The following is a 21,434-nucleotide window of genomic DNA, read 5'->3' on the forward strand; positions in this document are numbered from 1 at the left end:
AAAATTGAAACAGTAATGACAGCATACCCCAAAAATATCACGTTCAGTAAGATACAGTATATCTCGCAGGGAGATACGGCTATTGAACAGGAGACTAACATTAATAATGCACTACAAGCGGGTGCAGATTGGATTCAGCTACGCTGGAAACAAGGCACTGAAGATGAAGTGCTCGCATTAGCACGTCGTATTAAACAGCATTGCTTGCAACATAGTGCTACGCTTATTATCAATGATTATCTGCACATAGCCAAAACCATTGATGCTGCCGGAGTTCATCTGGGATTAACAGATACTGACATACAAGAGGCCCGACATGTATTAGGACCGCACAAAATAATTGGTGGTACAGCAAATAATATTTCTGACATACAGCAGCGCATCACAGAAAACTGCGATTACATCGGTCTTGGCCCTTTACGGTTCACCGCAACTAAAAACAATTTAAGTCCAATATTAGGCTTAACAGGATATCAAGACATCGTTTATCATTTAAAAAACAACGGTCAAAACTATCCGCCGATTTACGCTATTGGCGGTATAACACTTGATGATATCGTTCCCCTACAAGATATTGGCATTTATGGGATAGCACTGTCAAGTTTGATCACCGTACACCCTCACTACATTCAAGAACTTAAAAATAAACTGCAATGGATACATTAAAAATAGCAGATCAGATATTTCAATCGAGACTATTCTTAGGAACAGGAAAGTTCGGAAGTCTGCAACAAATGAAGGAATCTATCGTCGCATCGGGTTCTGAATTGGTCACGATGGCTTTAAAGCGTTTGGACCATCAGTCTTCCTCAGACACATTTCTCGAGTCTTTACAAATCACTGGCGTAAATTTACTCCCCAATACCTCTGGAGCACGTAATGCAAAAGAAGCAGTCTTGGCCGCACAACTTGCTCGTGAAGCCCTGGAAACGAACTGGGTAAAACTCGAAATTCATCCAGATTCACGTTACCTGATGCCCGATCCGATCGAAACATTGTTGGCTACGGAGCAACTTGCAAAACTCGGTTTTATTGTGCTCCCTTATATGCATGCAGATCCAGTGCTCTGTAAAAGACTAGAAGAAGCTGGAACGTCGGCAGTAATGCCGTTAGCTGCACCCATAGGTAGTAATAAAGGACTTCGTACATTGGACTTTTTAGAAATGATCATCGCTCAGAGCCAAGTTCCTGTTATTATCGATGCTGGAATTGGTGCTCCTTCCGATGCCGCAAAGGCAATGGAAATCGGTGCTGATGCTGTTTTAGTCAATACAGCTATTGCATCCGCAAAATATCCGATACAGATGGCGGAGGCATTTAAAGAAGCTGTAATAGCAGGTCGCAAAGCTTATCAGGCAGGATTAGGTATATCAGAAAATCGTGCTATCGCTTCTAGTCCGCTAACTTCATTTTTAATCGATTAAGAACGTTTTATGCAAACTTTTCAGGAACTATTTACACTATACAGCTGGCAGGAAATCAAGGAAAAAATATATAACACCACAGTTGAGGATGTTAGAAGAAGTCTCCGTAAAGAAAAAAGAAATTTAACTGATTTTCTAACCTTCCTTTCTCCTGCGGCGATTACTGAAATAGAAGAAATGGCCCAATTAACGCAACAGATCACACAACGTCGATTTGGTAAGACAATCCAGTTATATGCTCCTTTATATCTAAGCAATGAATGTCAGAATATCTGCACCTATTGCGGTTTTAGTATGGACAATAAGATCAAGCGCAAAACACTTTCGAATACAGAATTACTGTTAGAAGCCATGGCGCTAAAATCTATGGGTATCAGTCATGTATTATTGGTAAGCGGAGAAGCCAATAAAACAGTTGAGATCAATTACTTTAAAAATGCGATTGCATTGCTGAAGCCCCACTTCGCGCAGATATCCATTGAAGTACAACCTCTGCTTTTAGAAGAATACCGTATTCTGCAGGAAGAAGGTGTTAATACTGTGCTTGTCTATCAGGAAACCTATCATCAAGAGGTTTATAAAACATATCATCCAAAAGGCAAAAAGTCAAATTTTGAGTATCGGCTGGATACACCAGACCGTATTGGTCAAGCCGGAATTCATAAAATTGGTCTTGGTGTTCTTTTAGGTCTAGAAGACTGGCGTGTCGATAGCTTTTTCAATGCGTTACATATTGATTATCTAGAGAAGCATTATTGGCGTACAAAATATTCAGTTTCATTTCCTCGATTACGTCCTGCTGAAGGTGTATCCACACCGAATTTTATTATGGAAGATCGTGATTTACTGCAATTGATCTGCGCTTATCGTTTATGGAATGAAAATTTAGAAATATCCATATCAACCCGTGAACGCGAGAAATTTAGAGACCATATCATTCCTATCGGTGTTACGACCATGAGTGCCGCTTCGAAGACAAATCCAGGTGGCTATGTGGTCGATCCACAGTCGCTTGAACAATTTGAGATCAGTGATGAGCGCAGTATGGAAACTATCCAAGGTATCATCAGAAAGGCTGGATACGATCCCATTATGAAAGACTGGGACAAAAGCTACTCTGGTAGCCAATAATAATTCTAATTTAAATTACTGTATTTATGCAACAGCACAGTGCTTTTGATCGATACTCCCGCCAAGTTTTCATTAATGAAATTGGTGTTGAAGGGCAACAGAAAATTATGGCAGCAAAAGTCCTCGTAATTGGAGCAGGTGGACTAGGTTCGCCTGTTCTTCAATATCTCGCTGCTGCTGGAGTAGGTCATTTAGGGATTGTTGATTTTGATCATGTAGAAATTCATAATCTCAACAGACAAATTATACACAATGAAAAAAGTGTACATCTACAAAAAGTAAAAAGTGCGGCAGTATATATCCGCGAACTCAATTCATCCATCCAAGTCGATAGCATTGCGACAAAAATCACTTCTGAGAATGTTGATGTTACCCTGGCAGGATATGACATTGTTGTAGATGGTTCTGATAACTTTACTACACGTTACCTGATCAACGATGCTTGCGTACGTTCCAACAAAGTTTTGGTGTATGGAAGTATTCTTGCTTTCGAAGGTCAAATGGCTGTTTTCAATTACATGGGCAGTAAACAATTGCGTGATTTATTTCCAGAGCCTCCTCATCCGGAAGATGTTCCTAACTGTGATCAATATGGGGTATTAGGCCCTCTGCCTGGAATCATCGGAAGTATGATGGCCATGCAGGTATTGAAAATTATAACGGATCTACCTGTTGATTTGGACAAACTGACGCTAGTTGATACTTACCACTGGAGATTCACTACCCTCTCATTTTAAGTTTTGACTGCTATGAAAGATTGAATTAATTACGCTACATACGTAGCAAGGTGGTGAATTCAAATTTAAACACATCGTATTTTGAAGCGGGATGAAAATTATCTCGCTTCATTTGAGGGAATTACGCTTTAGCTGTAAAAAAACATTTTGTAGTATCTATAATCTCCCTATATTTGCAGTATCAAAAGCGAAAATAGCTCAGCTGGTAGAGCACAACCTTGCCAAGGTTGGGGTCGCGAGTTCGAATCTCGTTTTTCGCTCCACATTAAATCACCTGCCTAGGTGGTGGAACTGGTAGACACGCAGGACTTAAAATCCTGTTTCCGTTAAGGAAGTGCGGGTTCGATTCCCGCCCTAGGTACAAGAAAGCTCATCCAAAAGATGAGCTTTTCTTGTTTATTTTAAATATTTCGAGTTTCCTCCCTTTACATGTAATTGACCAAGATATCCCTTAAAATTAAATTTCAGATTTTAAATCCTGATCATCATGTATTTCAAAATACAATAACCCCAGCGATAATACATCCGCTCACTTCAAAAAAGTTCTTGCATAATCAGGTAGGCCTGATCATGCGGAAAAATCCAACTACACCACTGATCTCAAATAAATATCAGCAACTCTTGCCTACCAACTGGTAGGTTTGTATATTTACAAAAAAATAATTGATGTCAACAAAAGAACAAATCATACAAGTTGCTGATAGCCTGATTCGGGATAAGGGTTACAATGCCTTTAGCTTTTTTGATATATCTAATGCCGTTGGAATAAAAAAAGCTTCTATTCATTATCATTTTCCACAAAAAATAGATTTGGGAATTGCAGTTATAGATTATCATATTGAAAACTTTCACAAAATGAAAAAGGATTTTGAAGATAAATCTCCACTACAAAAACTAGACAAGTTCCTCTCTATATACAGGAATATTAAAAATGACAATAAAATATGTATCGTTGGCTCTCTATCCACTGATTACAATACTTTAGATATAGGTATTATTGAACATCTAAAGATTTTTTCCGAACAGGTTTTAAACTGGGTAATTGAATGGCTTAAATATGGTCAAGAACAGGGTACTTTTCATTTTAAAGGTGAGCCTAGAACAAAAGCCGTCTTACTAATTTCCACGATGATTGCAAGTGTACAGATTACTAGACTGACCGGTGATGAAGATTTCACTCTCATACAAAAAATTATTAAAGAAGATTTAATTAAAAACGATTAAATGATGAAAAGAGTTGTTATAACAGGTATTGGAGCGATTACGCCTTTAGGAAATACCGTAGATAAATTTTGGAATGCACTGATTTTGGGTCAAAGTGGCGCAAAAATGATTACTAAATTTGATGCGACAAACTTTAAAACAAAATTCGCATGTGAAGTAAGAGATTTTGATCCTTTACAATTCATGGAAAAATCAGAATTACGAAAATTAGATCTTTTTACGCAATATGCATTAGCTAGCGTTCATGAGGCTATTCACCACGCTGAGATTGATTTCAATCTACTGGACAAAGATCGGATAGGTGTTATCTGGGCTTCTGGAGATGGTGGGGTTTCAACATTTGAGCAACAAATAGCGGAGTTTAAGCAAGGAAATGGAATACCACGCTTCAGTCCGTTCTTTATTTCTAAGCGTATTTTGAACATTGCTTCAGGTGTTATCTCCATTAAATATGGACTTAGAGGAGTAAATTATACGACCGCCTCTGCCTGTTCTGCAAGTAATACTGCGATTGTTGATGCCTTTAATTATATCCGCTGGGGGAAAGCGGATATGATTATTACCGGAGGTTCTGAAGCGTCTATAACCGAAAGTTCCATCGGTGGATTTAATGCATCTAAAGCTTTATCAACAAGTAATGAGGATTATTTGGGTGCCTCCCGCCCTTTTGATATTCATCGCAACGGTTTTGTATTAGGAGAAGGAGCTGGGGCTATTGTATTGGAAAGCTATGAAAGTGCGATTAAAAGAAATGCCCCGATTATTGCGGAAATAATTGGAGGAAGTTTAGCGGCGGATGCTTATCATATTACGGGCACACATCCTGAAGGAGACGGGGCATTTCTGGGAATGAAACTTGCTTTGGAGGATGCGAATATCGCTGCAAAAGATATAGACTATGTCAATGCGCACGCAACTTCTACTCCTATGGGCGATCAAAGTGAACTGAAAGCTATGGGAAGAATGTTTGGTTTTAACAACGAGGTATCTATTAGCGCTACAAAATCAATGACAGGGCACTTACTGGGAGCTGCTGGAGCTATCGAAGCTATTGCTTGTATTAAGGCGGTTCAAGAAGATATTGTTCCGCCTACGATAAACTCTAAAGAAATAGAACCTGAATTTGCTGATAAATTGGATTTAACTCTCGGAAAAGCAAAGCATAAAAAAGTAGACATAGCCATGAGTAATACTTTTGGTTTTGGTGGTCATATCGCTTGTTCCATTTTCAAAAAAATAGAGCACTAGATCTCGGCTACTTGTAGAAGATTTATAAATGAACATTTTAAAATGACGGCTTTGGAAGGCTGTCATTTTACTTGAAACATGTACAAATAGTGCATCGTATAATAGGTGCGAAATTTTGAAAAAACATCTATACTCCAGTTTCAGATCAATGTATTTTTCTATTATTCATTTCAATCTAAAAAATAAGAGCCAATATTTGAGGTCATTACATTAAATATTAAAAAAATGATGGTTTCAAATTTTGATTTTATAAAAATCGCCGTATATTTGCATCACCAAAACAGAAAACAACTTGTTAACTGTTAGCAATGCGAAAATAGCTCAGCTGGTAGAGCACAACCTTGCCAAGGTTGGGGTCGCGAGTTCGAATCTCGTTTTTCGCTCCACATTAATATCACCTGCCTAGGTGGTGGAACTGGTAGACACGCAGGACTTAAAATCCTGTTTCCGTTAAGGAAGTGCGGGTTCGATTCCCGCCCTAGGTACAAGAAAGCTCATCCAAAAGATGAGCTTTTCTTGTTTTCTATGCAACTGAACATATCAAATTGTCTCCTCTTCATAAAACAAAAAAAGCCATGTCTGTACAGAAAATTGCTATATTCGAAGTAAAACAAAGTCAGTATGTCTACTTTTTATTATAGTTTATTATTTCTTGTGTTCTTTATTCTTGTTTTATTAGCGGTCTTCCTCTTTTGGAAGGTTCGTATTTTAAAACGTCAAAATAAACTATTAATTCGACAGAATCGAGATTTAAATAGCATTTCTCTTCCTGATGAAACGAATTATTATAAGTTGGACCCACACTTACTAAAAAATGCATTAAACGCTATTCAGTCTCATGCCTATCAAAGTTATCATGCACTTGATAAATTATCCAATGTACTGGACTATATTCTTTATGAAACAGATGGCACGTTCGTAAAGCTAAAAGATGAGATCGCTTTTGCGCAAAATCTAATTGAGATCAATAAACTTAAAATAAGTCCCTTATTTGATCTACATATACGAAAAAAAATTAGTGCCGAAGCTGGAGAAATGCTTATTGCTCCATTTATGACCATCAACCCAATTGAAAATGCTTTCAAACATGCTGATGTTCAAAATGAAAACAGTTTTATCTCTGTGGTGTTTGAGGTTATCGACGATTATTTTCACCTCACCGTTTCTAATCGGGTCATGCAAAAACAAAAAATAGACTCAAGCTTAGGTGGATTGGGCAATAAAACTTTTTCGAAACGGTTGAAAAATATTTACGGTACTGAGTACAGCTTGAATACTGAGCAAAAAGAAAATATATACACGGTAACCGTAAAAATAAAACTTTATCAAAATGATTAAATGTATTTTATTGGATGATGAACTTCCTTCACTAAGTTACATTCAAGCTTTATGTGAAAATTTTAAGGACGTAGAAATTGTGAAAAGTTTCAATAATCCCCAAAAGTTTTTAGCACAGATTGACAGTCTTGATTTTAACACCTGTATTCTAGATATTCATATGCCAGGTATGAACGGACTAGAGGTTGCCCGGATACTTTCTGACAAAGCGATTATCTTTTCAACAGCTCATAAGGAATATGCTGCTGATGCATTTGATCTCAATGCTGTGGATTATATACGAAAACCTTATCAGGCTGATCGATTACAGACTGCTTTCGATAAAGCCTTGAAGTGGCTTAGCTCAACAAAGGAAACAGGTTTAGAGGTTATAGAGTTAAACAGTAATCAAGGAAAAACAAGGATAATAATAGATCAAATTGCCTATATTGAGGTGGCCGATCATGATAGGCGGGATAAATACATTTATATGAAAGACGGTCAAAATATTCTTGCGAAAAACATCAGTTTAGATGAAATTTTGGCGATCCTACCTTCTGGAAAATTCTGTAGGATTAATAGACGAAATGTTGTTGCATTAGCTGTGGTCTCGTCTTACACAGCACAGTATGTCACGTGTAAAATAAAAGATATGCCTGACCTGATACAACTTACCTTATCGGCACCCTACAAAGATCATTTTGTAAACAGCTTAAATGTTTAGTACATTTTTTTTCTGGTTTGGTACAAAAAACACGAATTCGTTTTGTAGAAAAAACTTTAGCTATTATACTTGCTCTTTACAATCCGACGAAATATGTTTAAAAGTAAGTACCGCTCCACCTTTTTTTATCTAGCCATTTTAATTATTGGGATAGCTTTAGGCTATTTTATTATCCATCAGGGCTCCCAATTTGAAAATCAACCACATACAACTGCAGATGTCCCTCTCCACTCAGCGTGGTCACATTTCTTAGATCATTTGCATGAAAATCTTTCCTACCCGCTAGCAATACTCATGTTGCAGATCATAACAATCATATTTGTAGCGCGAATCTTTGGTATATTATTCAGAAAAATTGGTCAACCCTCTGTTATTGGAGAAATCGTAGCGGGTATAGCACTAGGCCCCTCCTTACTAGGAAATTACTTTCCAGAAATATCCACATTTTTATTTCCAGTCAGTTCTTTGGGAAATCTGGGAGTATTGAGTCAAATAGGTTTAGTGCTATTTATGTTTGTCGTCGGCATGGAGCTAGATTTGAAAATATTAAAAAACAAAGCTCAGGATGCCATAGTTATCAGCCATGTAAGCATTATCTTTCCTTTTCTTCTAGGAATGGGGCTCGCCTATGTGATCTTCCAGACAACAGCACCTGAAGGTATTTCATTTTTATCATATGCGCTCTTTATTGGAATATCCATGAGTATTACTGCATTTCCTGTTTTAGCAAGGATCGTACAGGAAAGGGGTATGAGCAAAACACGACTAGGTTCGATTGCCATCACCTGCGCAGCGGCAGATGATATCACTGCTTGGTGTCTTTTGGCGGCTGTTATTGCGGTTGTAAAAGCAGGATCTGTAGTCAGTGCAGTTTACACGATCGCTTTCGCGGCCGGCTATGTCTTATTGATGGTCCGGTTCGTAAAACCATTTCTCCAACGTATAGGTGACCTTCACTCAACTAAAGAACGGTTAGGTAAATCGATCGTAGGCATCTTTTTTCTGACATTGTTGATTTCTTCATGGACCACTGAAGTTATCGGAATCCACGCCCTATTTGGAGCTTTTATGGCTGGTGTAATCATGCCAACCAACACAAGTTTTCGAAGTATCTTTATTGAAAAAGTGGAAGATGTAGCACAAGTACTTCTTTTACCGCTATTTTTTGTCTTTACAGGCCTTAGAACACAGATTGGATTACTCAATGAAGCCGAACATTGGCAAACCTGTTTCTGGGTGGTTACAATTGCTGTAGTGGGTAAATTTATTGGAAGTGCTTTATCAGCAAGATTTGTGGGGCAAAACTGGCACAGTAGCCTTACCATAGGAGCTTTGATGAATACTAGAGGTTTGATGGAACTAGTCGCTCTAAACATAGGATATGATTTAGGAGTCCTTACTGATGAAATGTTCGCAATACTGGTTCTTATGGCTTTGATCACAACATTTATGACGGGGCCTGCATTAGATTTAATTAATAAATTTTTTAAGCCTGAAATCGAAAATAATGGCGATCTCATTTCAAAGAAAAATAAATACAATATTCTGATTTCATTTGGCAACCCAAATTCTGGAAAAATTTTGCTCCGTATTGCCAATATGCTGATTAAAAAATCAAAAGAAAATAGTACGGTAACGGCATTACATCTTTCGATCGGGAATGAACTCAATACTTATAATTCGATCGAATACGAAAGAGATAATTTTTCAGTATTAAATGATGAAAGTGAAAAAATAGAGCAACCGTACACTGGTATTTTTAGAGGTACCGACAATATCAACGACGATATTGCAAAAATGGCCAATGAAGAAGATTTCGACTTACTGTTGACAGGTATTGGTCAATCTGTCTATGAAGGATCTGTTTTAGGAAGTATCATCGGGTTTACAAGTAAAGTCGTTAATCCGGAAAGATTGTTAGGTTCATTAACAGGTAAAGAAAGTCTATTTAATCATAGCGGATTTGAAGATAAAACGACAGCGCTTTTAAAAGCTGTTCATATTCCTTGTGGAATTTTAGTCGATAGGGGTCTTCCTGAAGAGGTGAAAAACATATTGGTTCCTATCAAAACACTTAGTGATAGTTTCTTATTAATATATGTGCACAAACTTGTACAGAACAACGATGTAAAAATAAGTTTCTTAGACGAAGATGAGGTCATTAAAACCTCTGTAGAGCTTAAAGAGGCGATTCGTTCGTTAGATTATGCGGCACCTAATCAAATCAATATTATAGAGGAACCCAAGACTAAAGATATTGATTATTCTTCATTCGATATTATACTGATAAGTTTCATTGCTTGGAAACAGATTTCTTTTGAGAAAGAGCAATGGACGAAAAAATTACCGAGTACATTGATTTTAAAACCTTAATATTTATTGTTATGGAAAAATACATTTTTGAAACCATGCTAATTAATGAAGACAAAATTCATCAATTAGAGGAAACTTTAAAGAAGATTCCCAACATCATCACCATTAATATTAACAGATTCAGCAACGGATTAATATTAAAATTGGAAGCTCTAAATATTCAAGCGTTTGAAATAGCACTACGTCTGAAACAAAATGGTTTTGCCGTTGAGCGCTTATACGAAGAATAATAGATGATCCATTGTTACACCATTATGTAAACTCCGGCAGAAAGTTTACATAATGGTGTATGCATTTTTAACGATTCCCCATACATGATGCCCTTATAGCCTGCTTCTACTATCTTCCAATTCTCATTTTATTGTGCCCGAATCATCTTTTCTTGATTATTTTTCTATTTTTATCGCACAAATAGATTACATATGCACACAGCTCTATATATTTTTTCTTCCATCCTAATCATTATAAGTTTTATTCCATTAATAAGGAATGATTATTGGACATTCCGAATTTTTGAGTATCCAAGACTACAAAAGCTTGTATTAACAGCCCTGTCACTGGCGCTCCTTTTAATATTCTCTAACAAAACGCTAACCTTCTATATCTATGTAACCTTACTTTCAGGGACTATATTATACCTATTAAAACAGATTATTCCCTTTACTCCTCTTGGGAAAAAGCAGATTTTAAGAGTAAAACAGGAAATACCCGATCAAACCATCAGTATTATGATATCAAATGTGTTTGAAGATAATACCAATTACAAAGGCTGCATTGCGGAAATTAAAAAGACTGATGCTGACCTGGTACTGCTACTGGAAACCAGCCATGAATGGATGGAACAGCTTAAGGAGGCCACAGATACCTACCCCTATCGTGTAGAGAAACCGATAGATAACACTTATGGTATGTTGCTGTACTCTAAATTGGAATTGAAGGAAAGTGAAGTCAAATTTCTTGTGGAGGATGATATCCCTTCCATTCATACAAAAGTAATTTTACGAAATGGGCAGGTCATTCAGTTATATGCGGTACATCCGACTCCTCCTGTACCAGGTGAAAACCCAAGGTCAACAGAACGTGATAAGGAACTCCTTCTGATTGCAGATAAAGCTTTAGCATCAAAAATACCTGTGATAGTTTGCGGTGATCTGAATGACGTCGCCTGGAGCTACACCACTGAATTATTTTTAAAGACAAGTCAATTACTTGATCCGAGAAGAGGCCGTTTCTTTCTGAATACTTTTCACGCCCATCATTTTTTTATGCGCTTTCCTTTAGATCATATTTTCTGTAGTACAGACTTTAAATTAAAGAAAATGAAAAGACTGAATAATTTTGATTCAGATCACTTCCCAATTCTGACCGTATTACAATACGAAAAATCCGCGGATGCAGAACAAGAAGACAACACATTAGATTTAGATCAGGAAGATCGGGAATTAGCTGAGGAAAAAAAAGAAAAGTGCTGATATAACAGCACTTTTCTTTTTTTTGAGTAATTATTTTTGTTTAATATTCTATTGCTAAAATTGATCTCAGAGGAATCAATACACCGCTTTTTATTTGGAGATACTTATCCGTTAACGACCAAACTGTTGTTTCTATTCTTTTAGGACCTACTTCTGTTTGAAAGGCTATTGTAGTCTTCGACTTAAATTCATTCCCCAATCGCAAAGCTCCTTTTAAAGTTTCTAAAAATGTTTGACTTTTATCTTCATTCGCCGCCACTATTTTGAATGAAGAGATTTGTTCTTTTTCTATCAATTCTCCGATCATACTACTAATAATTTATAATTGACACTTTGATTAAGTAAGACATTTCATTTATAACGCTCCTAATTGTTATAACATATACTTAACCTTATTTAAATGTAAGGAATCCTCGATAAAATACCAATACTATTTCGATTTTAACATTTATTTTACAAAATGACTTATGCTACAGCATAATAATGCCTAAATTTGTTGAAATTTATCAAAAATGGACAATTCAACATTTGAAAAAAACTGGGAAATCAATTTTACACAATGCTATTCAAATGCCAGAATCCGTTATTCTGATCTTTCCAATTTACTGCAGCTCACAGCTGGTGAACATGCGACTATTGCAGGTTTTGGTTTTAGGGAAATGGCCAAAAATAATCAGACCTGGGTGGTTAAGCCGTATCCGGTTTGAAATAAACCGCTTGCCAAAATGGATGGATATAGTGACCATAAAAACCTGGATTCAGCACTTAGAAGGGGCTAAATCAACCCGTAATTTTGAGGTGTATGTCAATAACCAACTTTATGTGACTGCTACAAGTTATTGGGCAGTTATCAATACTGTAAAAAGAGGACCTGAGGAACTGGCAATAGCACTTGGCGATTTTAAAACATTTCCAGAGCGTCACAGTACGCAAAAGCCTTTTTCAAAACTAAATCTAGCACAGACCGTAAAACCAATCGAAAACTATACGGTTAAAATATCGGATCTGGATATTGTCAATCATGCTAATAATGTCAAATATTTAGATTGGTGTATGGACAGATTACCGATGGAATTAGTGCTTACAAATCAAATTGTATCCATAGAAATGAATTACCTACGAGAACTCCGCTATAATGACCGTGTAGAAATTAGTGGTAACTCAACAGATAAGGGCTATTTCATGACGGTCACAAAGCAAGAACGTGTTTCTTTCGCCTTAGAAATCGAAACTAAATAATAAGGGAGTACTTCGCTTGAAGTACCCCCTTTTCTTCTTTATCTTTTTGAATTAACCTGCAAAAGCTTTATCACCTTTTTTATAAGGGTAATTTCCATCGAATTTTCCTGGAATCTTCACATAGCGCAATGCTTTAGTTAATCCCAGTTCCGAATTAAAGTATCCTGTTAAGGTCAACTGCTTAAACATGGTAAACCAATGAGGTGGTTTGTTTTCCACTTCTCTATATAATTCATTTTGTTTTACAGCATTTTTCTCACGTTCTTCTTTTGTCGCCTCATCTTGTTTTTTATTAAACTCACCAGCTTCTTTGTCTAGTAAGTTTACAAAACTTGTACGTTCTTCAGCAGAAAGATCTAAGAAATTTTTCTTCATTAACTCTTGTGCTTTTTTATCTAGGTTGTTAATTCCATCCATGAAAACAGTTTGTTGTTCATCGGTATAACAATCTCTTACCATCACTGGGATAAAGCTTCCCACGCCTGCTTCTTTAGCTCCAGGAGTAGAGGTTTTCGGTAATATTGCTTCGGCTAAGTCTCCCAATAAATCGGTTGTCTTAGGTTCGAATAAAACTTCTACCTGTTTAGTAGCAGAGCGTGAACAACCTTCAAGAAAAAGGCTTGAACCAATGACCACGCCTCCCATCAACATTGCGACACGTTGAATTGCTTCTCTTCTATTCATAATCAATCTCTTTTAATACTTAAATTGTATAATTAACTTCCCAGCCTGGACGGTAGTTACGCTTCACGAACTGGTTTACTTCATCAAAATTCGTCACACGCATATTATTATTATCCCATAATAAGCGTAAGTTTCTTCCTGGATATTTATTATCAACTTTCAAATCTGATCCACGGATAGCCAAGTTTGCCATCAGTAAAGCTTCTGTCAATGGTCCAGCAATTTCAAAAGGAGAAGACATCTGCATATTACCATAACCAGCAATACAACCTTCTACCCATTGTGCCCAGTGACCATCGGCACCACCTTTAACACGTGCATACTTTTGTTTTGGGGTCGTATAAGAAGCAGTTGTAGGCAATAATCTCGGATTTGCAGCGTAAGTATCGGCCAATATTTTACCTTTCGTACCGATAAATAAAATACCATTTCCACCGTCGCCAAAAGCCTCATTAGGACCTAGTTCATCTGGTCTTGGTGGTTGAATTCCACCATCCATCCAATGTAGCTTAACATCTCCTGCTGTTTTATCCGTTTTCGGGAATGTCATTACGGCATAGCTTGACGGCGGACAGCTTTCTGGGAAATATCCTCTTTTAAATTCGTCAACATATACAGATCCAACAGTTGCCTGTACATCTTTCACATATTGAAGACCATAGATACTAAAAGGCGCTTCCATGTTATGGCATCCCATATCACCTAATGCACCTGTTCCATAATCCCACCATCCTCTCCAGTTGAAAGGAATCAATTTTTCAACATAATCTTTTTTTGGAGCAGTACCTAACCAAAGATCCCAATCCAATTCTTGTGGAACTGGAGCTTGTTGTGTAGGCCATTGGATACCTTGAGGCCATACGGGGCGATCGGTCCAACAGAAGATCTCTTTCAGATCTCCAATCATCCCTGCGTCAACCCATTCGCGCATCTGTCTCACACCATCACCTGATGCTCCTTGATTACCCATTTGCGTCACAACTTTATATTTCTTGGCTGCTTGTGTCAAAACACGTGCTTCCCAAACATCATGAGCTAATGGTTTTTGCACATAAACGTGCTTACCCAATTGCATTGCTGCCAAAGCTACAATAGCATGCTGATGATCCGGTGTTGATACTGAAACTGCATCAATATGTTTATGCTCTTTATCGAGCATATCACGGAAATCCTTATAAAATTTTGCCTTCGGAAACTTTTTCACAGAATCTGCCGCACGACGCGTATCTACATCACATAGGTAAGCAATATTTGCTTTTCCACTTGCTGCAAATCGCGATACGTCTGATCCCCCCATACCACCGACACCTACAGATGCAACATTCAACATATCACTCGGTGCTGTAAAACCTACTCCACCCAATACATGGCGGGGCAGTATAGTCACTCCAGCGCCAAATAAGGCAGCTTTTTTCAGAAAGTCTCTTCTTGATGAATTATTCTTTTCCATAATTTAGATTTATAACTGATTAAAGATTACCTTTTTTCAACTCACTCACAGCAAAATCAACCGCTCTAGCTGTTAATGCCATATACGTTAATGAAGGATTGACACAGCCTGCAGAAGTCATCGCTGCACCATCAGTTACAAAAACGTTAAGCGCATCCCAAACCTGGTTGTTACCATTTAAAACAGATGTTTTAGGATCTCTACCCATACGAGCAGTTCCCATTTCATGGATACCTTGACCAAAACCATACACGTTATCATAAGTATATGTGTCCTTAACACCAATTTTCTCCAACATCTCTTTCATCTCATTTTGCATATCACCACGCATCTTTAACTCATTATCCTTGATTTCAACGTCCATTGATAATACAGGAAGACCCCATTTATCTTTTTTAGTTTTGTCTAAGCTAATTTTGTTTTCATGGTATGGTAAAATCTCACCGAAAGCAGTAAAACCTACGTTCCAATCACCAGCTTCGGTAAGAGCATCTTTCCATGCGCCACCTACACTCATCTCTGCGACCTCTCCAGACCAGCGACCACGGCCTGCAGCTCCTTGATAACCAAAACCACGGACATAATCACGTTTCTTGTCATCTCCAGCGACGTTAACAAAACGTGGCACATATAATCCTGTTGGTCTACGACCAAATACATAGCTATCTAAATATCCTTCTACATTACCTCCTGCTCCACAACGGAAATGGTGATCCATTACGTTATGTCCCAATTCTCCACTGCTACTTCCAAGTCCACCTTCCCAAACATCTGTAGCTGAGTTCATCAGTACCCAAGTTGAGTTAAATGCAGATGCATTAACGAAGATCACTTTAGCAAAAAACTCATACGTTTGATTTGTTTCCGCATCTACAATTTCAACACCTTTTGCTTTCTTGGTATTTTTATCATAAATGATTTTCGTAACAATTGAGAATGGACGTAATGTCAAATTGCCAGTTGCTACTGCTGCTGGTAATGTTGCCGATTGTGTACTAAAATAAGCACCAAAATTACAACCTAACCAACATTGGTTTTGATATTGACAGTTGATACGGTTATGATGAGGAACAGTAATGTTTGCTGTTCTTCCCATAATAAAATGGCGGTTACCACCGTATTCTTTTTTCAAACGTGCTGCAAGATCCTTTTCCACGATATTCATCGCCATAGCAGGCATAAAATCACCATCAGGCAATACATCCAAACCATCACGGTTACCGCTGATACCAGCAAATTTCTCTGCATAGCTGTACCAAGGAGCAATATCTTTATAACGGATCGGCCAATCTACACCGTGTCCATCTTTTAAATTTGCTTCAAAATCTAAATCGCCAAGTCGGTAAGATTGTCTTCCCCACATCAATGAACGACCACCTACGTGATAACCTCTATACCAGTCAAAACGTTTAGTTTCGGTATAGGGACTTTCTTGTTCATTTACCCAATAATCTAAGTTTTTTTCATTTAACGGATAATCCCTGCTCAAAACTGGACGTTCTTTGATCATCTCTTGCGTACGTCCTCCGGCATGTGGGAAATCCCAAGGATTCTTATTCGGCGACGGATAATCTTTTACGTGCTCGATATTACGACCACGTTCTAACATAAGAGTTTTTAAACCCTTTTCTGTTAATTCTTTTGCTGCCCATCCACCACTGATTCCTGAACCAATGACAATAGCATCATAAGTGTTATTTTCAGCCATTTTATTTTATTGTTTAGTTTTAGTTCTTTTATTAATTTATTCAGCAACCGCTTTATTCTCGACCTTCTCATCTTTAAAAGCAACTAAAAAGATAATAAAGACTACGAATGCTATTCCCGCAGGAATGATCCATGTTTGTTTCCAAAAATCAGCAACATTAGCTTGTTGCAAGTATGCATATTTCTCTCCGATAAAACCTGCAACCCAGAATCCAATAAGCTGACCTACCCCATAAGTCGCTAATGTAATCAAGCCCTGTGCAGCACTTTTATATTTGATTCCAGCTTTACTATCGGTATAAATTTGTCCAGAAACGAAAAAGAAATCGTAACAGATACCGTGTAAAGCAATACCTAATATCAACATGAAAGAAAGATCGCCCGCATTACCATAAGCAAATAAGATATATCTTAAAGCCCAAGCAAGCATACCAACCAAAATCGTTTTCTTGAAACCGAATTTAGAAAAGAAAACAGGTAATGCCAATAAGAATAATACTTCTGAAATCTGACCAATTGTCATTTTTCCAGTAGGATTTTCCATTCCTATTTGATCTAAAAATGGATTGGCATTTTGATAGTAAAATGCTAAAGGAATACAGATTAAAATCGATGAAACGAAGAAAATCAAGAAATTACGGTCTTTCAATAATTTGATAGCATCCAATCCGATGATCGATGAGAACGATGGTTTCTGATCTGACTCAATTTTAACAGGTGGCGTTTTAGGCAATGTAAATGAGAATAAACCTAACACCAAAGAAGCAATAGCTCCCATTAAAAAGGTATTTTTCAAAGCCCCAGCAGATGAAGCTTCTGCTGCATCCCATTTAAACAGATAACTGATTGAAAGACCAGCAATGATCCAACCGATAGTTCCCCAAATACGGATATTAGAAAACTGTTTCTCAGGATTGGTCAACTGTCTGAATGATACCGAATTTACCAATGATAGCGTCGGCATATATAAAACCATATAAGCCAATACATAAGGGTAAAAAGAAGAAATTTCAGTTGCATTATACATTTGATACATCAATACCGCACCGATGATATGCAACACGCCTAATATACGTTCCGCGTTAAAATAACGATCGGCAATCATACCGATAATAAAAGGAGCAATAATAGCACCTAATGATTGGGTTGAAAAAACATTCGCAATTTCAAGCGGCTGTGCTTGTAAATTTTTACTCAGGTATGTACCCAATGTAACGAACCATGCGCCCCAGATAAAGAATTCCAGGAACATCATGAAGGATAATTTAAATCTAATAGATGTGGACATTATATGTTTTAGTTTATTTTAAAATAAGAGATTTCTATCAAGAATTTGGTTTTTAAAATGACAATCTAGCATAAAAAAAACAATTGTACAAGTTACACTAAGAAATTATCTACTTCTCTGTAAGCGTTGACCAAAGTTTCTTCGCCGATCTTGCCACTTTTGGACATACCATGCTCCATACCGACCACGCCTTTAAATCCCTTCTCGTGAAGCCATTTAAACACATTTTTGTAGTTAACTTCGCCTGTAGTAGGTTCCCTTCTTCCTGGATTATCTCCTACTTGAATATAAGCGATCTCATTCCAGCACTCATTCATTTTATGAATGAGATTACCTTCATTCTTTTGCATATGATACGCATCATATAATAATTTACATGAAGGACTTCCCACACCTTTGCATATTTCATAGGTCTGATCTGAATATCTAAGAAATAAATCAGGACTGTCACTTAAAGGCTCCAGTACCATCGTTATGCCATGTGGTTCAAAAATTTCTGCACCTCTCTTCAATGCCTCAATCACATTACCAGTTTGTACCCCGATAGATAGATTACGTTCGTAATCGCCAGGAACAACCGTTACCCATTTTGCATTGACACGTTTTGCTACTTCCACAGACTCTTTACAGCCTTTTAGAAAGATATCAATGTATTCTTGTTTACCTGCAGCTAAAGTATTGGCACCGTTCCCGCCCTTTGGAACAACAAAAACGCCCATACGCATCCCAAGAGATGCCAACGTTTCACCTATTTTCTTTTGTTCATCGATACTGCGTCCTGTCATACCGTTATCTTCGATACTTCTGAATCCCAGTTCATGCATATATTTTATCTCATCAACAAAATTTTTACCAGCAGTTGCACTGAACATGCCCTGATGCGGTGCATAATCTAAGTTAAATACTGCTCCTGCCTTATTTTTTTTCTGTTGTTGTTCACCCGCTAAAGTATTCAAGCTCACAGCGGAACCTGCAACCAATAAGGTGTTTTTTAAAAATTCAGATCTTTTCATAATTTCATTTATATTGTTTTTTTTAGAAAAAAGTTGGAAAACCCTTTCGAGTACTTTTCTTCTATTTCTCCCTTTTCATTGTTAAATATAATATAAACTTCTAAATTCTTTCTCTTCTTCACAAAATCAAGTATCTCATCTGGTGTAAGGGCCATAAAATAATTATCCAAGGCGTCTGCTTCCATTGCAGTTTTTGCATATACTGTAACACTGACTACTGGACTAGAAAACATATATCCCGTCAAAGGATTGACATGATGACTAATCTTCTGTTTTCCATTCATCATGTACTTTTCAAAATTTCCAGCAGTCGTCAATGCTCCAGATTTGATATGCACAACTTCGGTTTTCAGTAATTGATTGTGGCTGGAGGATGGTCTTTCAACACCAATTTTAAAAAATTCACCTGCCTGATTTCTTCCCTTAACACGCATTTCTCCACCTAACTCCACAATATAATTTTTGATATGCTTACTTTCAAGAAATTTAGCCAAGACATCTACTGAATACCCCTGCGCAATACCATTGACATCAATACTAACGTTAGGTTTGCTTTTTTTAAGATAAGGAGCTTTCCAAATTAACTTATCCATTCCCACAGACGCTAGGGTTGCATTGATTTCATTTGAGTCTGGAAAATGTTTAATCTGTTTAGGTCCAAACCCCCACAATTGGACAAGCGGTGCTACCGTAATATCAAAAATACCTTTCGTGATGCGATTATAGCGGAATGATGCATCAACCACCTTTTGAAAATGACGATCTAGCTTTACAGCAGTTCTCTCCTCTTTATTAAATAGACTTATTGTAGAGGATGGGTTATAAATCGACATCGACAAATCAATGACTTTCAAAACACTATCGATATCATTTTTTGAAACTAACTCCTGTGTATCAAAATACGTAATATGATAAGAAGTACCCTGAGCAGGGCCAGATAAAACAGTTTTTCGGAGAGATTTTAAAGAATAAGAAGCTTGTTCAGCTCGTGCAGCTGTTATGCTGCACAAGCCAAAAAAACTAATTGTGAGCAGTATCCATGATTTAAAATACATGAATGCATCCTCTTATTAAATGTATAAATTTGTATTCTGACCTGGTATAGCTACCGGGTACGAACCATCTTCTTTTGGTAATATCTTAGGTAAAGCATCCCATGCATAATTTGTAGGCATAATATCGATTTCCGACTTTAAGGCGGCATCCCATTTAATTACTTTTCCTGTATAACATGCAATACGACCAATAATACCTGTTAAAGTACTATATGCACCATATTCTGCATTATCAAATTTATATTCACCTTTTGAAATTGCTTCAAACAATTCTTTATGTTCTTGTTGATAAGGATTTGGATTTCCTTTTGGTTCATGACGATAGATTTCATTTCCTTTAGCATCCCAAAGTACTGCTTGTCCATTTGCTGACAGGTAAGCTCTACCTTTTGTTGCTTGAAACTGTTCGTCGACACGGTTTGTAACCCCCTCGAAGTGCGCACACTGACTGTATACAACTGAGTTATCAGGATAAGTTAACTCTAATGCAAAGTTGTCATAGATCTCACCATATTCTTTACCTGTTCTATGTGCGCGGCTACCAGTACCTTGAATACGTACCGGGTATGCACCTTTGACCCAATTGGCAATATCAATATTGTGAACGTGCTGCTCTACGATATGATCACCACATAACCAGTTAAAATAATACCAGTTGCGCATCTGATAATCCATTTCTGTCTGTCCCGGCTTACGTGGTCTTACCCAAACACCACCACTATTCCAGTATACCTGTCCAGAAACAACATCACCGATTGCACCCTCGTGAATTCTTTTAATCGCTTCTCTATAGTTTGTTTGATACCTACGTTGAAGACCCACCACTACATTCAGTTTTTTCTTCTTAGCAATTTCAGCAGCTGCCAAAACTTTACGGATCCCTGGGATATCTGTGGCAACAGGTTTTTCCATAAATACATGTTTACCTTGGCGCACAGCTTCTTCAAAATGAATCGGACGAAATCCAGGAGGAGTTGTTAAGATCACCACATCGGCTAATTTAATAGCTTCTTTATAGGCATCAAATCCAACGAATTTATTTTTTTCAGGAACATCAATTTTATCCTGCCATTTATCTTTTAATGTTTTATATGTGCTGTCCAAATTATCTTTGAAAGCATCAGCTAATGCAACGACTTTAATATTAAATCCTGAGCTTAGGGCGTCAAAAGTTGCACCTGTACCGCGTCCACCACAACCGATCAATGCAACTTTAATTACATCGCTTCCTGCGGCAAATGCTCCTACCAATGGCACTGAACTTAAAACTGTCCCGCCTGCGATAGCTGCTGTCGTTTTTAAAAAATCACGACGTTCAAAATTTTCCATATTTTAGGTTTTTTGGTTA

At 37.3% G+C, this 21,434-nt stretch carries 21 protein-coding genes and 4 tRNA genes; 17 read left to right on the top strand and 8 right to left on the bottom strand.

The window, feature by feature from the left end:
- The first annotated feature begins 15 nt into the window (after positions 1-15).
- The 15 genes from thiE to ACFS6I_RS16010 all read left to right on the top strand — a co-directional run bounded on the left by thiE (position 16) and on the right by ACFS6I_RS16010 (position 11,650).
- Positions 16-666, top strand: a complete 651-nt coding sequence (thiE, locus tag ACFS6I_RS15940; protein ID WP_380922070.1) for a thiamine phosphate synthase — start codon at positions 16-18, stop codon at positions 664-666.
- Complete coding sequence (locus tag ACFS6I_RS15945) at positions 654-1,424, top strand: thiazole synthase (RefSeq protein WP_168128090.1); 771 nt, start codon at positions 654-656, stop codon at positions 1,422-1,424. Before thiE ends, ACFS6I_RS15945 begins: the two co-directional genes overlap by 13 nt.
- A 9-nt stretch (positions 1,425-1,433) precedes the next feature.
- Positions 1,434-2,555, top strand: a complete 1,122-nt coding sequence (gene thiH, locus ACFS6I_RS15950; RefSeq protein ID WP_380922072.1) for a 2-iminoacetate synthase ThiH — start codon at positions 1,434-1,436, stop codon at positions 2,553-2,555.
- Between the two features lie 26 nt (positions 2,556-2,581).
- Positions 2,582-3,292 carry a HesA/MoeB/ThiF family protein gene (locus ACFS6I_RS15955; RefSeq protein ID WP_380922074.1) on the top strand — a complete coding sequence of 237 codons (711 nt, stop codon included), beginning with the start codon at positions 2,582-2,584 and terminating at the stop codon, positions 3,290-3,292.
- 187 nt (positions 3,293-3,479) lie between these two features.
- Positions 3,480-3,555: transfer RNA gene (locus ACFS6I_RS15960), tRNA-Gly, on the top strand.
- A 13-nt stretch (positions 3,556-3,568) separates the two neighbouring features.
- A tRNA-Leu gene (locus tag ACFS6I_RS15965) sits at positions 3,569-3,653 on the top strand.
- Between the two features lie 305 nt (positions 3,654-3,958).
- Positions 3,959-4,516 carry a TetR/AcrR family transcriptional regulator gene (locus tag ACFS6I_RS15970; protein ID WP_168128087.1) on the top strand — a complete coding sequence of 186 codons (558 nt, stop codon included), beginning with the start codon at positions 3,959-3,961 and terminating at the stop codon, positions 4,514-4,516.
- Positions 4,517-4,519: 3 nt separating this feature from the next.
- The gene (gene fabF, locus ACFS6I_RS15975; RefSeq protein ID WP_168128197.1) at positions 4,520-5,764 is read left to right on the top strand and encodes a beta-ketoacyl-ACP synthase II; all 1,245 of its coding nucleotides are present in this window, start codon (positions 4,520-4,522) and stop codon (positions 5,762-5,764) included.
- A gap of 310 nt (positions 5,765-6,074) precedes the next feature.
- Positions 6,075-6,150, top strand: a tRNA-Gly gene (locus ACFS6I_RS15980).
- Between the two features lie 14 nt (positions 6,151-6,164).
- Positions 6,165-6,249, top strand: a tRNA-Leu gene (locus ACFS6I_RS15985).
- A 136-nt stretch (positions 6,250-6,385) separates the two neighbouring features.
- Positions 6,386-7,102 (top strand): sensor histidine kinase, encoded by a 717-nt coding sequence (locus tag ACFS6I_RS15990; protein WP_168128086.1) that lies wholly within the window; start codon positions 6,386-6,388, stop codon positions 7,100-7,102.
- On the top strand, positions 7,095-7,805 hold the full coding sequence (locus ACFS6I_RS15995; RefSeq protein ID WP_168128085.1) for a LytR/AlgR family response regulator transcription factor: 711 nt from the start codon (positions 7,095-7,097) through the stop codon (positions 7,803-7,805). The genes ACFS6I_RS15990 and ACFS6I_RS15995 overlap by 8 nt, the downstream gene beginning before the upstream one ends.
- A 93-nt stretch (positions 7,806-7,898) precedes the next feature.
- A complete protein-coding gene (locus tag ACFS6I_RS16000) occupies positions 7,899-10,178 on the top strand; it encodes a cation:proton antiporter (RefSeq protein WP_168128084.1) in 2,280 nt (759 codons plus the stop codon).
- Between the two features lie 11 nt (positions 10,179-10,189).
- Complete coding sequence (locus ACFS6I_RS16005; RefSeq protein ID WP_132771913.1) at positions 10,190-10,408, top strand: hypothetical protein; 219 nt, start codon at positions 10,190-10,192, stop codon at positions 10,406-10,408.
- A 192-nt stretch (positions 10,409-10,600) separates the two neighbouring features.
- Positions 10,601-11,650 carry an endonuclease/exonuclease/phosphatase family protein gene (locus ACFS6I_RS16010; RefSeq protein WP_168128083.1) on the top strand — a complete coding sequence of 350 codons (1,050 nt, stop codon included), beginning with the start codon at positions 10,601-10,603 and terminating at the stop codon, positions 11,648-11,650.
- A 40-nt stretch (positions 11,651-11,690) separates the two neighbouring features.
- On the opposite strand, the gene ACFS6I_RS16015 is transcribed toward ACFS6I_RS16010, so the two are convergent.
- Positions 11,691-11,957: a hypothetical protein gene (locus ACFS6I_RS16015; RefSeq protein WP_021189844.1), complete on the bottom strand. Its 267-nt coding sequence runs from the start codon at positions 11,955-11,957 to the stop codon at positions 11,691-11,693.
- 205 nt (positions 11,958-12,162) lie between these two features.
- Here ACFS6I_RS16015 and ACFS6I_RS16020 point away from each other — a divergent pair, with 205 nt between their 5' ends.
- Both ACFS6I_RS16020 and ACFS6I_RS16025 read left to right on the top strand, forming a co-directional pair.
- Positions 12,163-12,357 (top strand): acyl-ACP thioesterase domain-containing protein, encoded by a 195-nt coding sequence (locus tag ACFS6I_RS16020; RefSeq protein ID WP_380922079.1) that lies wholly within the window; start codon positions 12,163-12,165, stop codon positions 12,355-12,357.
- Positions 12,358-12,379: 22 nt separating this feature from the next.
- Positions 12,380-12,889 carry a hypothetical protein gene (locus tag ACFS6I_RS16025; protein WP_380922081.1) on the top strand — a complete coding sequence of 170 codons (510 nt, stop codon included), beginning with the start codon at positions 12,380-12,382 and terminating at the stop codon, positions 12,887-12,889.
- A 51-nt stretch (positions 12,890-12,940) separates the two neighbouring features.
- Here the strand turns inward: ACFS6I_RS16025 and ACFS6I_RS16030 are convergent, their stop codons facing one another.
- The 7 genes from ACFS6I_RS16030 to ACFS6I_RS16060 all read right to left on the bottom strand — a co-directional run bounded on the left by ACFS6I_RS16030 (position 12,941) and on the right by ACFS6I_RS16060 (position 21,415).
- Positions 12,941-13,573 (bottom strand): gluconate 2-dehydrogenase subunit 3 family protein, encoded by a 633-nt coding sequence (locus ACFS6I_RS16030; RefSeq protein WP_021189842.1) that lies wholly within the window; start codon positions 13,571-13,573, stop codon positions 12,941-12,943.
- A gap of 19 nt (positions 13,574-13,592) precedes the next feature.
- Positions 13,593-15,023 carry a Gfo/Idh/MocA family protein gene (locus tag ACFS6I_RS16035; RefSeq protein WP_168128081.1) on the bottom strand — a complete coding sequence of 477 codons (1,431 nt, stop codon included), beginning with the start codon at positions 15,021-15,023 and terminating at the stop codon, positions 13,593-13,595.
- Positions 15,024-15,042: 19 nt separating this feature from the next.
- Positions 15,043-16,731: a GMC oxidoreductase gene (locus tag ACFS6I_RS16040; RefSeq protein ID WP_132771916.1), complete on the bottom strand. Its 1,689-nt coding sequence runs from the start codon at positions 16,729-16,731 to the stop codon at positions 15,043-15,045.
- Positions 16,732-16,767: 36 nt separating this feature from the next.
- The gene (locus ACFS6I_RS16045) at positions 16,768-18,018 is read right to left on the bottom strand and encodes a nucleoside permease (RefSeq protein WP_031288192.1); all 1,251 of its coding nucleotides are present in this window, start codon (positions 18,016-18,018) and stop codon (positions 16,768-16,770) included.
- A gap of 92 nt (positions 18,019-18,110) precedes the next feature.
- The gene (locus tag ACFS6I_RS16050) at positions 18,111-19,031 is read right to left on the bottom strand and encodes a hydroxypyruvate isomerase family protein (protein WP_132771918.1); all 921 of its coding nucleotides are present in this window, start codon (positions 19,029-19,031) and stop codon (positions 18,111-18,113) included.
- An 8-nt stretch (positions 19,032-19,039) separates the two neighbouring features.
- Entirely contained in the window at positions 19,040-20,086 is a 1,047-nt protein-coding gene (locus ACFS6I_RS16055; RefSeq protein WP_183915504.1) for an FAD:protein FMN transferase, read from the bottom strand.
- Positions 20,087-20,101: 15 nt separating this feature from the next.
- Positions 20,102-21,415, bottom strand: a complete 1,314-nt coding sequence (locus ACFS6I_RS16060) for a Gfo/Idh/MocA family protein (RefSeq protein WP_132771920.1) — start codon at positions 21,413-21,415, stop codon at positions 20,102-20,104.
- Positions 21,416-21,434 lie beyond the last annotated feature (19 nt).

This window comes from Sphingobacterium anhuiense, assembly GCF_042686355.1.
GTDB lineage: Bacteria > Bacteroidota > Bacteroidia > Sphingobacteriales > Sphingobacteriaceae > Sphingobacterium > Sphingobacterium anhuiense.

What these genes read in the sequence shown, in the direction of transcription:
- ACFS6I_RS16040 (WP_132771916.1), bottom strand. Translation starts at nt 16,731, where the DNA reads ATGGCTGAAAATAACACTTATGATGCTATTGTCATTGGTTCAGGAATC.
- ACFS6I_RS16005 (WP_132771913.1), top strand. Translation starts at nt 10,190, where the DNA reads ATGGAAAAATACATTTTTGAAACCATGCTAATTAATGAAGACAAAATT.
- ACFS6I_RS16010 (WP_168128083.1), top strand. Translation starts at nt 10,601, where the DNA reads ATGCACACAGCTCTATATATTTTTTCTTCCATCCTAATCATTATAAGT.
- ACFS6I_RS16025 (WP_380922081.1), top strand. Translation starts at nt 12,380, where the DNA reads ATGGATATAGTGACCATAAAAACCTGGATTCAGCACTTAGAAGGGGCT.
- ACFS6I_RS15995 (WP_168128085.1), top strand. Translation starts at nt 7,095, where the DNA reads ATGATTAAATGTATTTTATTGGATGATGAACTTCCTTCACTAAGTTAC.
- ACFS6I_RS16020 (WP_380922079.1), top strand. Translation starts at nt 12,163, where the DNA reads ATGGACAATTCAACATTTGAAAAAAACTGGGAAATCAATTTTACACAA.
- ACFS6I_RS16060 (WP_132771920.1), bottom strand. Translation starts at nt 21,415, where the DNA reads ATGGAAAATTTTGAACGTCGTGATTTTTTAAAAACGACAGCAGCTATC.
- ACFS6I_RS15990 (WP_168128086.1), top strand. Translation starts at nt 6,386, where the DNA reads ATGTCTACTTTTTATTATAGTTTATTATTTCTTGTGTTCTTTATTCTT.
- fabF (WP_168128197.1), top strand. Translation starts at nt 4,520, where the DNA reads ATGAAAAGAGTTGTTATAACAGGTATTGGAGCGATTACGCCTTTAGGA.
- ACFS6I_RS16050 (WP_132771918.1), bottom strand. Translation starts at nt 19,031, where the DNA reads ATGAAAAGATCTGAATTTTTAAAAAACACCTTATTGGTTGCAGGTTCC.
- ACFS6I_RS16055 (WP_183915504.1), bottom strand. Translation starts at nt 20,086, where the DNA reads ATGTATTTTAAATCATGGATACTGCTCACAATTAGTTTTTTTGGCTTG.
- ACFS6I_RS16030 (WP_021189842.1), bottom strand. Translation starts at nt 13,573, where the DNA reads ATGAATAGAAGAGAAGCAATTCAACGTGTCGCAATGTTGATGGGAGGC.
- ACFS6I_RS16045 (WP_031288192.1), bottom strand. Translation starts at nt 18,018, where the DNA reads ATGTCCACATCTATTAGATTTAAATTATCCTTCATGATGTTCCTGGAA.
- ACFS6I_RS16035 (WP_168128081.1), bottom strand. Translation starts at nt 15,023, where the DNA reads ATGGAAAAGAATAATTCATCAAGAAGAGACTTTCTGAAAAAAGCTGCC.
- ACFS6I_RS15955 (WP_380922074.1), top strand. Translation starts at nt 2,582, where the DNA reads ATGCAACAGCACAGTGCTTTTGATCGATACTCCCGCCAAGTTTTCATT.
- thiH (WP_380922072.1), top strand. Translation starts at nt 1,434, where the DNA reads ATGCAAACTTTTCAGGAACTATTTACACTATACAGCTGGCAGGAAATC.
- thiE (WP_380922070.1), top strand. Translation starts at nt 16, where the DNA reads ATGACAGCATACCCCAAAAATATCACGTTCAGTAAGATACAGTATATC.
- ACFS6I_RS16000 (WP_168128084.1), top strand. Translation starts at nt 7,899, where the DNA reads ATGTTTAAAAGTAAGTACCGCTCCACCTTTTTTTATCTAGCCATTTTA.
- ACFS6I_RS15945 (WP_168128090.1), top strand. Translation starts at nt 654, where the DNA reads ATGGATACATTAAAAATAGCAGATCAGATATTTCAATCGAGACTATTC.
- ACFS6I_RS15970 (WP_168128087.1), top strand. Translation starts at nt 3,959, where the DNA reads ATGTCAACAAAAGAACAAATCATACAAGTTGCTGATAGCCTGATTCGG.
- ACFS6I_RS16015 (WP_021189844.1), bottom strand. Translation starts at nt 11,957, where the DNA reads ATGATCGGAGAATTGATAGAAAAAGAACAAATCTCTTCATTCAAAATA.